Consider the following 13,726-nt stretch of genomic DNA (forward strand, 5'->3'; position numbering starts at 1 on the left):
GTCGCGCGGTCCTTCGCGCTCGACGGTGGTCGTGGAAAAGCGCACCCGCGTTGTTCCAAAACCCGCCGGTGTGCCGGCCGGTGGCGCTCAGACCGGCGGTGGCCGGCCGGGTGGCTCGGGTCGTCCGCAGGGCCGCCCCATGCAGACCCAGCGTGCTCCGCTTGGCCTCTCGGCTGCTGAAGCCGAAGCCCGTCAAAGGGCCCTTGCTCTCGCCGGCGCTCGCGCCGAAGAGGACAAGGAACGCTTTGCTGCCGAAGAAGCGCGCCGCATCGAAGACGACAATCGTCGCCGTCAGGTGCGCGAAGAAGCCGCTCGTCAGGAAGAAGAACGCCGTCAGGCCGATGAAGCCCGTCGCGTCGAAGACGACGTCGTGGCTGCGCCTGTCGAAGAGGCTCCGGCACCAAGCGAACCTGAACAGCCGCGCGAACCCTTCGTGCCGGCCAGCCAGCGCAATCCGGGTCCGTCCCAGGTGCGCACGGTGTCGGGTCGTCCAGGCCAGGCTAGCCGTCCGCAGCGGAGCGAGCGTCCGTCCAACGAGCGCCCGACCGGCCGCCCGGATGGTGAACGTCCCAATCCGAACGCGCGTCCTAACCCCAATGCACGCCCTGCCGGTTCGACTGGTACGCGTCCTGCCGGCTCGACTGGCACGCGTCCCGCTGGCACAGGAACTCGTCCGGCCGGCGATCGTCGTCCTGCCGGCGCCGGCATGGCCCCGATCGGCAATGTGCCGCCCGCCGCACCGAGCGAGGCCGATGGCCGTCGCGTTCGTACCGGCGCGCCACAGCAGCGTCCGACGACCGAAGCCGAACTCGAAAACGCTCGCCGCGCCTCGCGCGCTCAGCCCGAGCGTCCGTCGCGCCGCAATGACAATGACGCTTCGGCACGCGGTCGCCTGACCGTTTCGAGCGCCACGACGGAAAACGATCGAGATCGTGGTCCTTCACTTGCGGCCATGAAGCGTCGTCGCGACAAGAAGATGGGCCGCAACCAGCAGGATGCGCCAAAACTCAGCCGCGAAGTCATCATCCCGGAAGTCATTACGGTTGCCGAACTCGCCAACCGTATGGCCGAACGCTCCGTCACAGTCATCAAGATGCTGATGCAGCAGGGCCAGATGGCGACTATCAACGATGTGATCGACGCCGATACGGCCGAACTGATCGCCTCGGAACTGGGCCACACGGTCAAGCGCGTTTCGGATGCCGACGTTGAAGAAGGTCTCTTCGACATCCAGTCCGACGATAAGGCCGAGGATCTGACCGATCGTGCGCCGGTCGTGACCATCATGGGTCACGTCGACCACGGCAAGACCTCGCTCCTTGACGCCATCCGCGAAGCCAATGTGGTTTCGGGCGAAGCCGGTGGCATCACCCAGCACATCGGCGCCTATCAGGTCGAAAAGAACGGCAGCAAGATCACGTTCCTCGATACCCCGGGCCACGAGGCGTTCACCGCCATGCGTGCTCGCGGTGCCCAGGCAACCGACATCGCCGTTCTCGTGGTGGCTGCAGACGACGGCGTCATGCCGCAGACGATCGAATCCATCAAGCACGCCAAGGCGGCTGGTGTTCCGATCATCGTCGCCATCAACAAGATGGATAAGCCCGAAGCCAATCCGCAGCGCGTTCGCACTGAACTCCTGCAGCACGAAGTGTTCGTCGAATCGATGGGCGGCGACGTGCTTGACGTTGAAGTTTCGGCAAAGACCCAGGCTGGCCTCGACAAGCTCCTCGAGACCATCCTGCTGCAGGCCGAAGTTCTCGAACTTCGCGTTGCCCGTGATGGTCGCGCCGAAGGTCTTGTCATCGAAGCCAAGCTCGATCGTGGTCGCGGTGCCGTGGCAACGGTTCTCGTGCAGCGCGGTACGCTCTCCATCGGCGACATTCTCGTCGCTGGTACCGAGTTTGCCCGCGTTCGCGCCCTCATCAACGACAAGGGCGAACAGGTCAAATCCGCAGGTCCGTCCATTCCGGTGGAAGTCCTCGGCTTTACCGGCGTGCCATCGGCCGGCGACCGCTTCTCGGTGGTCGAAACCGAAGCTCGTGCCCGTGAGGTCACCGAATATCGTCAGCGCGCCATCCGTGAAAAGACGGCCGGCGGCGGTGCAACGAGCCTTGAGCAGATGATGAACCAGCTCAAGATCGCCGGGATCTCCAAGTTCCCGCTGATCATCAAGGCTGACGTGCAGGGTTCGGTCGAAGCCATCGTTGCTTCTCTCAACAAGCTCTCGACCGACGAAGTGTCGGCCCAGATCCTGATGAGCGGCGTTGGCGGCATCACCGAGTCGGACGTCACCCTTGCGGCCGCGTCCAACGCCATCGTCATGGGCTTCAACGTCCGCGCCAACAAGCAGGCCAATGAGCTCGCGACCCGCGATGGTATCGAGCTGCGCTACTACAACGTGATCTACGATCTCGTGGACGACGTGAAGAACGCCATGTCCGGTCTTCTCAAGCCGGAACGTCGCGAAACCTTCATCGGCTACGCAAAAATTCTCGAAGTCTTCCAGATCACCAAGGTCGGCAAGGTTGCCGGTTGCCAGGTCACCGAAGGCATCGTGGAACGCGGCGCCGGCGTCCGTCTCCTCCGCGACAACGTCGTTATCCACGAAGGCAAGCTCAAGACGCTCAAGCGCTTCAAGGACGAAGTCAAGGAAGTCCAGACCGGCCAGGAATGCGGTATGGCTTTCGAGAACTACGAAGACATTCGCGCCAACGACGTTATCGAATGCTTCCGCGTCGAGACCGTCCAGCGCAAGCTCTAAGCGTTCTCGCTCCTCAAGAAAGATCAGGCGCAGCCACGGCTGCGCCTTTTTTGTTTTCTCTGTTCTGTTGCTTGTCGGCTTTATCCATTCTTCTCCCCTCGGGGAGAAGGTGGCCCAACGGGCGGGATGAGGGGGCGGCCGAGCCGATCGCAGAAGCAGGGGAACAAAAATGCAAAAACCTATTCTGATGGACGTCGACGGTGTCCTCTTCACCGGCCGCCCCCAAGACGGCGCCCATCTCTTCACAGACCTTGAAGCCGACCTCGGCATTTCCCTTGAAGCCCTGCAGTCGGGCTTCTTTCGGCCCCGCTGGTCTGCCATCGTCACCGGACAAAAGCCGCTGGTCTCCGAACTGACCGAGGCTCTGAAAACCATCGCGCCTCACGTCTCAGTCCAGACACTCATCGACTACTGGTTCAAAAACGACTCTCGCATCGACACTAAAGTTCGCGACGCCATGCGCGACCTGCGCGCCGCCGGCCATCCGGTCTATCTGGCGACCAATCAAGACCATCTCCGCGCCAGATACCTTATGGAAACCCTCGTCCTTGCCGCCGAGGTCGACGGCATCTTCTATTCCGCCGCTATCGGCCACAAAAAGCCGAGCGCCGAATTCTATGCCCACGTTGACCGTGCTCTCGCCAGCAAGGGCGACAGCATTGTTCTCATCGACGACACCGAATCTAATGTCCTTGCCGCTCGCGCTCATGGCTGGTCTGCCATCCATTGGCTACCCGGCATGACTATCCCGGCCGCCCTTGCCACCCTCTAGTCCCGGAGCCTCGATGCAGCCCTTCAGCCTCACCTATCAAGTCGACTTCGAGGATCTGTTCAAAGCCAGCGTCGTTGTTGCGCGTCATCGCTATCCCAAAGCCTATCGTGTCCGCGCCAATGCCATTCTCTACGGGACGATGGTGATCGGCGGTGCTCTTTCGGCCGCGGGCGGCATCGTGCTTCATAATACTGTCCTGCCGCAGGTGCCGGACTATGTGCTGATCTTCGTGCTCTTCATCCTTGTGGGCATCTTTTATTCCAAGGTGATGATCCCCTGGCTCTATCGCTACTCGGCCAAATATGTGAACGCGGCCCACCCGCGCAGCCCGATGCAGTTCACGGCGGACGATGTAGGCCTTCGCTGGAAAGACGACGACATCGACTTCTTCCTGCGCTGGGGCGGCATTGAAGGCGTTTTCGCGACCCCTGAGAGCCTGAGCTTTCTCTCGGGCATTATCGCTCTGGTCTTGCCTCTCGATGCCTTTCCAGATCCTGCTACGCGCAAAGCATTCCTTACCGAAGTCCTAGACCACATCACGCCCGAAGCCGCCGCGAAAAGTCGCGCGGACAAGAAGCTCATGGCGCTGCTGGCCTAAAGGCTTCCGCATCAATCATGGCCCGCACTGTAGCGGCCAAAACATCGGGCGCTTGCATCGCGTCCACCGGGCGTCCAAATATTGGATCGGCGTGCGCCGCAACGCATTGAGCCGAGCGCATGATTTCAAACTCTCCCAGCGGACGCTTTTCCGATGCTGCCCGCGCCTCGAGCCGCTCGCGTACTGTCGCCAGCGGCGCAATGAGACAGAGCTTGAGCACCGGCGCTGTCTGCGCCAGTTTTGTCTCGAGCGCGGCAAAATACGTTCTGTCTGTGAAGGCCATCGGCACGATCTCAATCAGTGCGCTTCGATGCTTCAGCACCGCTTGCATGACGATCAACCGGCGCCAAAGCGCCATGTCCTGATAATCGGCCGGTTTTCGTTTCATGCTGAGCAGGAACGCGGGCGTGCGTTGCAGCACGTAGCCCACATCCTCAGGATCGGAGATGACCGCGCCGGGCATGTCCGCAGCGAGGCGCTTTGCGAGCGTCGTCTTCCCGATGCCGAATGAGCCATTGATAAGGACGAACATATTGGCACGCTAACAGTGGCGGATGCCCCTGGCGATCCCCAAAACAGAAAGAGCCCGCTCCTTGCGGAACGGGCTCTGAAATGCCGGAAGCGGGTGACTACGGTATGGTCCGCAACCGGCAATTTTCTAAAAACTGTCGAACAATACTCCGACAGGTCTATTACGCGGACATTGCGTCCTGGTTGCGTAACAGGATTAGGCGTTGATCACCGTTACGCGTGTTCCAACCGGAACGCGAGAGTAGAGGTCGATCACATCCTGGTTCATCAACCGAATACAGCCTGACGACACATTGGTGCCGATGGTGTAGGGCTCGGTGGTGCCGTGAATGCGGAAGAGGGTATCGGCGCCGTTCTTGTAGAGGTAAAGCGCGCGCGGTCCGAGTGGGTTGGTTTCGCCCGGTGCCATACCGCCGGCATAAGGGCCGTAACGGTCTGGTTCGCGCGCAATCATCGACTTGGTGGGGGTCCAGCGCGGCCATTCAGCCTTACGGCCGATCGTGGCATTGCCACGGAACACCAGAGCTTCGTCCTTGCCGACGCCAACGCCGTAACGCAGGGCACGATTGTTCTCCATCACGAGATAGAGGTAGTGCGCCGGCGTATCGACGACGATCGTGCCCGGACGTTCGGTCGTGAAATATTCCACTTCCTGACGCCACCACTTGGGGTCGACGCGGCGCAGGTCCATCGCCGCAACCGGATAGGGTTCCGACGGCATTGGGCCATACATGCGCACGTAATAGGGGTCGATGACCGGTTCCTGCATCACAGGCTGGCGGGTGGTGGAGCAGGCAGCCAGGGTGGTGGCAGACAGGCCGAGGAGAAACAAGCGGCGGGAAATCAAAACTCAAACCTCTGGAGGGCAATGGGACATCGAGACAATGCCTCGTCCCTTGCAGTAACGCTTCTGCCGCTTAACGTGGCACGAATGCGGCAGTTCCTCGCCACAATGTGATCACAGTCTGACCTGTTGCTAAAAAAGCACAGGTCTCACGCGGCTGTGAATTTCTGGCCAGAAAAAGGGTCCGGACCTTGGTCCGAACCCTAACGTGAAAAGGCTTAGAAGACCTTATTCGGCGTCGGCTTCTTTGGCTTCCTTGACCAGTTCCTTGCCGGTTGCCTGATCGACAACCTTCATGGAGAGGCGGACCTTGCCGCGCTCGTCAAAGCCGAGAAGCTTGACCCAGACCTTGTCGCCTTCCTTGACCACGTCGGTGGTCTTGGCAACGCGAGCTTCGGCAAGCTGGGAAATATGGACGAGGCCGTCCTTGGCGCCAAAGAAGTTCACGAAGGCGCCGAAATCGGCGGTCTTGACCACGGTGCCCTGGTAGATCGCGCCGACTTCAGCTTCGTCAGTGATCGACTTGATCCACTTGATCGCAGCTTCGATCTGGGTGCCGTCCGAAGACGAAACCTTCACGGTGCCATCGTCTTCGATGTTGATCTTGGCGCCAGTCTTCTCGACGATTTCGCGAATGACCTTGCCACCGGTGCCGATCACTTCACGGATCTTGTCGGTCGGGATCTTCAGCGTTTCGATGCGGGGAGCGAATTCGCCCACTTCGCCACGGCTTTCCGAGAGTGCACTGGCCATTTCGCCGAGGATGTGGATACGACCTTCCTTGGCCTGGGCCAGGGCGATCTTCATGATCTCTTCGGTAATGCCGGCGATCTTGATATCCATCTGGAGCGAGGTTACGCCCTGATCGGTACCAGCCACCTTGAAGTCCATGTCGCCGAGGTGATCTTCGTCGCCGAGGATGTCGGAAAGAACCGCAAACTTCTCGCCTTCGAGGATCAGACCCATGGCAATACCGGCCACGGGACGCTTCATCGGCACGCCGGCATCCATCAATGCGAGCGAAGTGCCGCAGACGGTTGCCATCGAGGAAGAGCCGTTCGACTCGGTGATTTCCGATACCACGCGGACGGTGTAGGGGAATTCTTCCATCGACGGACGGATCGGGTTGATCGCGCGCCAGGCCAGCTTGCCATGGCCGATTTCGCGACGGCCGGGCGAACCCATGCGACCAGCTTCACCAACCGAGTAGGGAGGGAAGTTGTAGTGCAGCAGGAAGTTTTCCTTCTTGGTGCCTTCGAGCGAGTCGATGAACTGCTCGTCTTCGGCCGTACCAAGAGTTGCAACTACCAGTGCCTGGGTTTCGCCACGCGTAAAGATGGCCGAGCCATGGGTGCGGGGCAGAACGCCGACTTCAGCAAGGATCGGGCGAACGGTCTTGAGGTCCCGGCCGTCGATGCGGCTGCCGGTATCAAGAATGTTCCAGCGCACGATCTTGGCCTGAAGATTGTGGACGACTTCGCCCAGTTCTTCCTTGGCGAGTTCGCCGGCTTCGATCTTGGCAGCAAAAGCTTCCTTGACCTTGGCATTGGCGGCGTCGACCGCAGCATAGCGCTGGGCCTTTTCGGTGATCTGGTAGGCAGCGCGGAGATCCGCTTCGGCAATGGCCAGAACTTCGGCTTCGAGTGCCGAGAAGTTCGGAGCCTGGAAGTCGCGCGGTTCCTTGGCGGCAAGCTCGGCGAGCTTGATGATGGCCTGGATCACCTTGGCGCTTTCGGCATGGCCGAACATCACGGCGCCGAGCATGACCTCTTCGGAGAGCTCCTGAGCTTCCGATTCAACCATGAGCACGGCATCCTGCGTGCCGGCCATGACGAGATCGAGCTTGGAATCCGAACGGCGATCAATGGAAGGGTTCAGCACATAGGCGCCATCGATATAGGCAACGCGCGCAGCTCCGATCGGGCCCATGAAAGGCACGCCGGAGATGGTGAGAGCAGCCGAGGCTGCGACCATGGCGAGCACGTCGGGATTGTTTTCCATGTCGTGCTGCAGAACGGTGATGACCACCTGGGTCTCGTTCTTGTAGCCATCGGGGAAGAGCGGACGGATCGGACGGTCGATAAGGCGGCTTGTCAGCGTCTCGTTCTCGGTCGGACGGCCTTCGCGCTTGAAATAGCCACCTGGGATCTTGCCGGCGGCAAAATACTTTTCCTGGTAGTTTACGGTCAGCGGGAAGAAGTCCTGGCCGGGCTTGGCCGACTTGGCCGAAACCACGGTCGCGAGCAGCACGGTCTCACCCAGCGTCGCGAGCACGGCGCCATCAGCCTGACGGGCGATCTTGCCGGTTTCGAGCGTCAGCGGCTGACCGCCCCAGTTGAGCTCAACCTTGTGGTGATCAAACTTGATCGACATATCTTGTCTTTCCATTCTGTCCGGAGCGCGGGAACGCGGGCTAGGCGAGGGCCCACGAACGCTTCCGGTGTGCCCGCACCGGCGCCGCACCCCATGTGCGCACCGGCTCAAAATCAGGCACTGTTTCAATCTGGCAGATTGAGAACATGGACAAGACAACAAGCGCCTCCACAGCGGAAGGCGCCAATAATCCTGCCATGCTCCGGCACCGCCGGCCTAAGGGGAGCTTACTGCTCCCGGAAGTAGCCCTTTTTCAGATCGTCACGTTTTCGAAAAGCGGCATCCACTTTCTCGTAAAAACGCTCCCTGAAAGGGCAACCGGCACGGAGGCGGACCTCCGTGCCGGAATGTGCTTAGCGGCGCAGGCCGAGCTTTTCGATCAGCGTCTTGTAACGGTTCTCGTCGACCTTCTTGAGGTAGTCGAGAAGGCTACGACGCGTCGAAACCAGCTTGAGGAGACCACGACGGGAGTGGTTGTCCTTGGAGTGGTCCTTGAAGTGCTCGGTCAGGTTGGCAATGCGTTCGGACAGGATAGCGACCTGGACTTCCGGCGAACCGGTATCGTTTGCCTTGGTTGCATATTCCTGGATGAGGTCGCTCTTGCGCTCAGCGGTAATCGACATCTGCATATCCTTGTATATTTGAGGATGAAGAGCCCAAGCCAGGATGTCGTCCAGGAAGGGCCGGTAATTGGGCGGGCAATGGGCCTGCTGGCGGTCGATATAGTGCAAGAAGGCTGGCATTGCCAGACTTATTCGCCCTGCCGGTCCTCGATCTGCTCGTCGGGGCGCACCGCGGCAAAGGCCGGATCAAGGGCCGAGACGGGAATGTCGATCGTCCATTCGACCCCATCGGGATGTTCATGCCGCTCGACCTTGGCGCCAAGCGCGCCGCCCACCATAGCGCGGAGGACAGTCGTGCCAAACCCGGCGCGTTCGCTCGCCTTGAGAGGCCCTGAAAGCGTCTCGCGCCAGCGCATCTCCAACTCATCGCCGTTTTCGGACCAGGCGAGTGTGAGCTTGCCACGCTCATCGGCAAAGGCACCATATTGCGTGGCATTGACCGCCAGTTCATGGAGCGCCATCCCAAGGATCTGCGCGCCCTGCGGATTGATGCGCGTGTCGGGTCCGTCGATGGTTACGCGCGCCTCGTCGTGCGGCCGGAAAGGCGCAAGCTGTAGGTCGATCAATTCGCGCAACGACACGCCCGCCCGGCCATGCGCAAGCAACAGGTCGGTCGATCGCGCCAAGCCCATGATCCGGCGTTCGAGCGCCTGTACATAGCTCGGCACATCCGTCGCGCCGCGCGAGGTCTGCTTGGCCATGGCAGAAATAACCGCCATCTGGTTTTTCGAGCGGTGCGCCAGTTCGCGCATCAGGAAGCGCACGTCGCGCTCTGCCGTCTGCCGCTGTCGCGAGGCGAGCACCAGGGCTTTTGAAACCTCGTCGATCTCGCCCACCGGATAATGCCGCTCAAACACCGCTTCGCCGCGCCCCAGACGCTGCGCGTCGAGTCTCAATCCGCGGACGGAAAGGCTCAATTGCTGTGCGATGAAAAAGGCGATGAGCGAGGCGACGATCGCAATGATCAGCCCCCAGGCAGCAAGCTGCATGAGGGATTCGCCAAGCGGCCGTTTCACGTCGCCTGCCGAGGCCCAGGCAACGATGCGCCATCCGGTGATCGCCGAACGCCATTCGGCCGTCACGACCTTATCGTTCCGGATCGTTTCTTCGGTCCAGCCTGGGAGTTGTGTCTTCGGGTCGCGCCGCATCGGCAGCGTGTCGCCAATGGCGAATTCGTCGCCAGTCGTCGAAGAAATGATCGTGTTCTGTCCATCGACCAGCGCGGCGTTCCAGCCCTGCGGCAGTTCGCGCGATTGAAGGACGGGGATGAGATCCCGAGCATTTTGCGTCAGCGCCAAGAGCCTGACAGGAGCGCCGTCGGGCAACGGCAACCACACATTATAGACCCAGGTCTGCGCGACCTTGCCGAAGAAAAGGCCCGAAACGGTCGGCCGTCCGCGCTCCAAACTACGCTGCGCAGTTTCAAAGTCCGAGGAACGCGACAGCGGATCGCCAAAGGCGACCCGCGTATTGAGCAGTTGATTGCCCGTGTTGTCGACGCCGATCAGGTAGGATCCGGTACCAGCGAGTGCGATAACGGCACGCCGGTGAAATTCGCCCAATTGCCCGCCTTCGAGCGACTGGTCGGATGAGAGAACGCGCAAGGTCGTGATCATGCCGGCGACCTCGCGATCGACGGACTGTCCCATGGCCTGAACGGTGGCATTGGTCAGCGCCTCGACCACTTCTTCCTGCGCATCATTGGTGCTGTTGAGCAGGACGAGCGCGACGATAAGCGCTGGAATGAGAATGACGAGGACGAGTGCGAACAGATAGAGCGCGACGGGTTGTGGCCGTCGCGGCTTGAGTTTGCTCGCTTTGGCTTGTTCACTGGCCCCATGATGGGCTTGTGCTGCCATGGCGGATTTGTCCTCGTCAAATGGCAGGTTAGGCCCAGGCGGGCAGGTCAATACTTCGCGGTGGCGTCACTGGCAGGAAAGCTCTCGTCGACAGCTTCGTCCACCTTATCCCATTTCTTGGGTTTGTCAGCCTGCGCTTCTTCGCCTGCATTGCGCACTTGCACAGGTGATTCCTTGGGGCCAGGTTTCTTGCCGTCCTTCATGGCGGCTGCCTCGTCTTTTGGAGCGGTGGTCATGGCATTTTCCTTTGGCTGAGACTTGAACAACACATCCGCCCCCTCCTCAGTTGCAGCCGGTTCCAACAGAACCTGTCATCTGCTAAACAACCGCTCATGAACCAGATTGCGCCTAAGAAACTCTTCATAAAAACCTATGGCTGTCAGATGAATGTCTATGACAGCGACCGGATGGCCGATGCGCTTGCCCCGCACGGCTATATGCCGACGCAAGATATTGGCGATGCAGATCTGGTTTTGCTCAACACCTGCCATATTCGGGAAAAGGCCAGCGAGAAGGTCTTTTCCGAGCTTGGGCGCTTGCGCGAGCTACAGACCGAAAGGCGGGCCACCGGTGGCGATATGATGATCGGCGTGGCCGGTTGCGTCGCGCAGGCCGAAGGCGAAGAAATCGCGCGTCGCGCGCCCATGGTCGATATGGTTTTTGGGCCCCAGGCCTATCATCGCCTGCCGGATATGCTGGCCAAGGCTGAAGCCAACCGCCATCTGCATCCGGCGCTGCGCCGTTCCGTCGTAGACACAGACTTTCCCGAAGAGGATAAGTTTGCCCATCTTCCCGCGGCCAAGAAAGACGTCACTATCGGTCGCGGCTTGACCGCTTTCCTCACGGTCCAGGAAGGCTGCGACAAGTTCTGCTCTTTCTGCGTCGTGCCCTATACGCGTGGCGCTGAAGTCAGTCGCCCCGTCGCCCAGGTGCTTGAAGAAGCCCGCCGCCTCGCCGATGCCGGGGTCAAGGAAATCACTCTCCTCGGCCAGAACGTGAATGCCTATCATGGCGAGGACGGTTCGGGTCGCGCGGTCGGTCTCGGCGAACTGGCCTACCTCCTTGCTGAAATTCCGGGTCTGCAGCGCCTGCGCTACACCACCAGCCATCCGCGCGACATGGACGACGCGCTGATCGCGGCCCATCGCGACCTGCCTTTCCTCATGCCCTATCTTCACCTGCCAGTGCAGTCGGGATCGGACCGGATCCTCAAGGCCATGAACCGCAAGCACACATCAGCCGAATATCTGGCGCTGATCGACCGCATTAAGACGGCCCGTCCCGACATGGCCCTATCTGGCGATTTCATCGTCGGCTTCCCCGGCGAAACCGACGCCGACTTTGAAGACACGCTCAAAATCATCCGCGACACCGGCTATGCCTCGGCCTATTCCTTCAAATATTCGACCCGCCCCGGCACGCCTGGTGCGAACCTGACCGAACAGGTCGAAGAAGCGGTCAAGGTCGAGCGGCTCGCGCGCCTGCAAGAGCTGGTCAATCAGCAGACCGCCGACTTCCACGCCTCATGCGTCGGCAAAACTCTGCCCGTCCTGATTGAGCGCGTCGGCCGCCAGCCCGGCCAGATCGGCGGCCGCTCTCCTTACCTGCAGGCGGTTCACCTCGATGGCTCCACCGACCTCATCGGCGCCATCCACGACGTCGAAATCATCGGCACCAGCACCAATTCGCTCGTTGGCCGTTTGAAGCAGGCTGTTGCCGCCTGATCAGACGAGCAACCTGACGTCCCAGCCGTAAATCTGCCGTCAGAAGATCGGACGTACCGGTTCGACCGGTGCGCCTGCCATTCTTAAAATTGCCATCGATGACCGGCACAAGGCCCAAAAGCCAGGGGAGAGATGCATGCCCAATGATCCCATGACGCTGATGGGCGTCGGCATTGGCGCCATCGTCGTCATCTGGCTGGTCTTTTCGGTGGTCAAGAAAGTGGTTGGGATCGCTATCGTCCTGGCGCTCGCGGCGGGCGCTTGGTTCCTCTACACCAACCCACAGCAGCTCGCGCCGGTGATTGCCTATATCCGGCAATACACTGGCTAAATCCGCCCGGAACGATTCAGGCTGCTCTCTGTTGTGTGATGAGTAACACTATACGGAGGGCTCTCTCATGAATTCCATCATCTATCTCGTTGGCCTCGTGGTCATCGTTATGGCAATCCTGTCCTTCATCGGCCTCGCATAAGGGGGCCGGTATGAGCATGGTTGATCCGGCACCAGTTGCCGTTGTGGATACGTCATCGACGCGCGAAAGCGCGAGCTATGTGGACTGGTCGGCGATCATTGCCGGCATTGTGTTCGCATCTGCCATTTCCGTGGTGCTGATCAGCTTCGGCTCCGCCATTGGCCTCAATTTCCTCGATTTTAATTCGCGTGAAGGTGCCCCCGGCATCCTGATCGGCATTGCTGCGGCAAGCTGGTTCCTCTGGGTGCAGGTATCGAGCCTCATGGCTGGCGGTTATCTCGCCGGCCGTCTTCGCCGCCGTCATTTCGACGCGACCGAGGATGAAAGTGATGTGCGCGATGGTGCCCATGGCCTCATCGTTTGGGCTGGCGCAACGGTTCTCGGCGTGATGATCGCCATCGGTGGTATCGGCGCTGCGGCCTCGACCGCCGGCTCGGTGATTTCGACCGCAACCAATGCCGCATCGAACGTTGCTGAGGGCACGGCGGATGCACTCGATCCCAATGCCTACTTCACCGATATGCTGTTCCGCACCGAACAGCCGGCCGCCAATGGCAATACCGAGGCTAGCCGCGCTGAAGCAGGCCGTATCTTTGCCCAGGCCGCGCTTGGTGACGGTACCGTGCCTGAAGAAGATCTGACCTACCTGTCCAACGTCGTTGCGGCCAATACCGGTCTCACTGCCGAGGAAGCTCGGGCTCGGGTCGATCGCGTGATCGTCGAAATCGATGCTGCCAAGCAGCGTGCAGCGGAGGCGGCTCGTATTGCTCGCAACACCGCCATCATCGCTGCCTTCCTCCTCGCAGCCACCACCCTTGTCGCCGCTATCGGCGCCTATTGGGCGGCTCAGAAGGGCGGCAACCACCGCGACGAAAACACCGTTTTCACCGACATCTTCCGTCGCTTCTGATCAGACAAGAAAGGACAACACCATGTTCAAAGGTCTCGCACTTTGGCTTCTCGGCGTGCCGATCTGGCTGATCATCATCATCTTTATCGTGACGTAACGAAGCGGGGCCGAAAGGCCCCGTTTTTGTTTTTGGCCCGTGAAGGGTGGCGGCGATTATGTCCATCACTGCCTGCGCCGGGGTGACGGCCGGTGGGTGTGAGCACATAGCGAAGATCGCCAAACAAAAATCCCCGCTTTCGCGAGGATCTTTTCATT

General features: G+C 60.5%; 12 protein-coding genes. 6 read left to right on the forward strand and 6 right to left on the reverse strand.

The window, feature by feature from the left end; translation table 11 throughout:
• The first annotated feature begins 139 nt into the window (after nt 1–139).
• From infB to ASE94_RS00250, 3 genes are all read left to right on the forward strand, one after another.
• Nucleotides 140–2,764, forward strand: a complete 2,625-nt coding sequence (gene infB, locus ASE94_RS00240) for a translation initiation factor IF-2 (RefSeq protein WP_244483892.1) — start codon at nt 140–142, stop codon at nt 2,762–2,764.
• Between the two features lie 169 nt (nt 2,765–2,933).
• Nucleotides 2,934–3,536, forward strand: a complete 603-nt coding sequence (locus ASE94_RS00245) for an HAD-IA family hydrolase (protein ID WP_062628715.1) — start codon at nt 2,934–2,936, stop codon at nt 3,534–3,536.
• Nucleotides 3,537–3,549: 13 nt separating this feature from the next.
• The gene (locus ASE94_RS00250; protein ID WP_062628716.1) at nt 3,550–4,134 is read left to right on the forward strand and encodes a hypothetical protein; all 585 of its coding nucleotides are present in this window, start codon (nt 3,550–3,552) and stop codon (nt 4,132–4,134) included.
• Here ASE94_RS00250 and ASE94_RS00255 read toward each other — a convergent pair.
• The 6 genes from ASE94_RS00255 to ASE94_RS00280 all read right to left on the reverse strand — a co-directional run bounded on the left by ASE94_RS00255 (nt 4,115) and on the right by ASE94_RS00280 (nt 10,600).
• Nucleotides 4,115–4,666 (reverse strand): AAA family ATPase, encoded by a 552-nt coding sequence (locus ASE94_RS00255; RefSeq protein WP_062628717.1) that lies wholly within the window; start codon nt 4,664–4,666, stop codon nt 4,115–4,117. The genes ASE94_RS00250 and ASE94_RS00255 overlap by 20 nt on opposite strands.
• 195 nt (nt 4,667–4,861) lie before the next feature.
• A complete protein-coding gene (locus ASE94_RS00260; protein ID WP_061908618.1) occupies nt 4,862–5,512 on the reverse strand; it encodes a L,D-transpeptidase in 651 nt (216 codons plus the stop codon).
• 225 nt (nt 5,513–5,737) lie between these two features.
• Nucleotides 5,738–7,882, reverse strand: coding sequence for a polyribonucleotide nucleotidyltransferase (gene pnp, locus ASE94_RS00265; RefSeq protein WP_062628718.1), 2,145 nt, complete (start codon nt 7,880–7,882; stop codon nt 5,738–5,740).
• A 353-nt stretch (nt 7,883–8,235) separates the two neighbouring features.
• Nucleotides 8,236–8,505 (reverse strand): 30S ribosomal protein S15, encoded by a 270-nt coding sequence (gene rpsO, locus ASE94_RS00270; RefSeq protein ID WP_061908913.1) that lies wholly within the window; start codon nt 8,503–8,505, stop codon nt 8,236–8,238.
• A gap of 128 nt (nt 8,506–8,633) precedes the next feature.
• Nucleotides 8,634–10,364 (reverse strand): sensor histidine kinase, encoded by a 1,731-nt coding sequence (locus tag ASE94_RS00275; RefSeq protein WP_062628719.1) that lies wholly within the window; start codon nt 10,362–10,364, stop codon nt 8,634–8,636.
• 47 nt (nt 10,365–10,411) lie between these two features.
• Nucleotides 10,412–10,600 (reverse strand): hypothetical protein, encoded by a 189-nt coding sequence (locus ASE94_RS00280; RefSeq protein ID WP_061908621.1) that lies wholly within the window; start codon nt 10,598–10,600, stop codon nt 10,412–10,414.
• Between the two features lie 96 nt (nt 10,601–10,696).
• Between ASE94_RS00280 and miaB the strand changes: the two genes are divergently transcribed.
• The 3 genes from miaB (at nt 10,697) to ASE94_RS00295 (ending at nt 13,471) form a co-directional block, all read left to right on the forward strand.
• A complete protein-coding gene (gene miaB / locus ASE94_RS00285; protein WP_061908622.1) occupies nt 10,697–12,088 on the forward strand; it encodes a tRNA (N6-isopentenyl adenosine(37)-C2)-methylthiotransferase MiaB in 1,392 nt (463 codons plus the stop codon).
• A gap of 136 nt (nt 12,089–12,224) precedes the next feature.
• Nucleotides 12,225–12,419 carry a hypothetical protein gene (locus ASE94_RS00290; protein WP_062628721.1) on the forward strand — a complete coding sequence of 65 codons (195 nt, stop codon included), beginning with the start codon at nt 12,225–12,227 and terminating at the stop codon, nt 12,417–12,419.
• Nucleotides 12,420–12,571: 152 nt separating this feature from the next.
• Nucleotides 12,572–13,471 (forward strand): hypothetical protein, encoded by a 900-nt coding sequence (locus ASE94_RS00295; protein WP_062628722.1) that lies wholly within the window; start codon nt 12,572–12,574, stop codon nt 13,469–13,471.
• The last annotated feature ends 255 nt before the right edge of the window (nt 13,472–13,726 follow it).

The organism is Devosia sp. Leaf64 (assembly GCF_001421945.1).
Taxonomy (GTDB): Bacteria; Pseudomonadota; Alphaproteobacteria; order Rhizobiales; family Devosiaceae; genus Devosia.

Excerpts from the sequence above, each read along its gene's own strand:
- infB (WP_244483892.1), top strand. The coding sequence starts at position 140 with ATGCAGACCCAGCGTGCTCCGCTTGGCCTCTCGGCTGCTGAAGCCGAA.
- ASE94_RS00245 (WP_062628715.1), top strand. The coding sequence starts at position 2,934 with ATGCAAAAACCTATTCTGATGGACGTCGACGGTGTCCTCTTCACCGGC.
- ASE94_RS00250 (WP_062628716.1), top strand. The coding sequence starts at position 3,550 with ATGCAGCCCTTCAGCCTCACCTATCAAGTCGACTTCGAGGATCTGTTC.
- ASE94_RS00255 (WP_062628717.1), bottom strand. The coding sequence starts at position 4,666 with ATGTTCGTCCTTATCAATGGCTCATTCGGCATCGGGAAGACGACGCTC.
- pnp (WP_062628718.1), bottom strand. The coding sequence starts at position 7,882 with ATGTCGATCAAGTTTGATCACCACAAGGTTGAGCTCAACTGGGGCGGT.
- rpsO (WP_061908913.1), bottom strand. The coding sequence starts at position 8,505 with ATGTCGATTACCGCTGAGCGCAAGAGCGACCTCATCCAGGAATATGCA.
- ASE94_RS00275 (WP_062628719.1), bottom strand. The coding sequence starts at position 10,364 with ATGGCAGCACAAGCCCATCATGGGGCCAGTGAACAAGCCAAAGCGAGC.
- ASE94_RS00280 (WP_061908621.1), bottom strand. The coding sequence starts at position 10,600 with ATGACCACCGCTCCAAAAGACGAGGCAGCCGCCATGAAGGACGGCAAG.
- miaB (WP_061908622.1), top strand. The coding sequence starts at position 10,697 with ATGAACCAGATTGCGCCTAAGAAACTCTTCATAAAAACCTATGGCTGT.
- ASE94_RS00290 (WP_062628721.1), top strand. The coding sequence starts at position 12,225 with ATGCCCAATGATCCCATGACGCTGATGGGCGTCGGCATTGGCGCCATC.
- ASE94_RS00295 (WP_062628722.1), top strand. The coding sequence starts at position 12,572 with ATGAGCATGGTTGATCCGGCACCAGTTGCCGTTGTGGATACGTCATCG.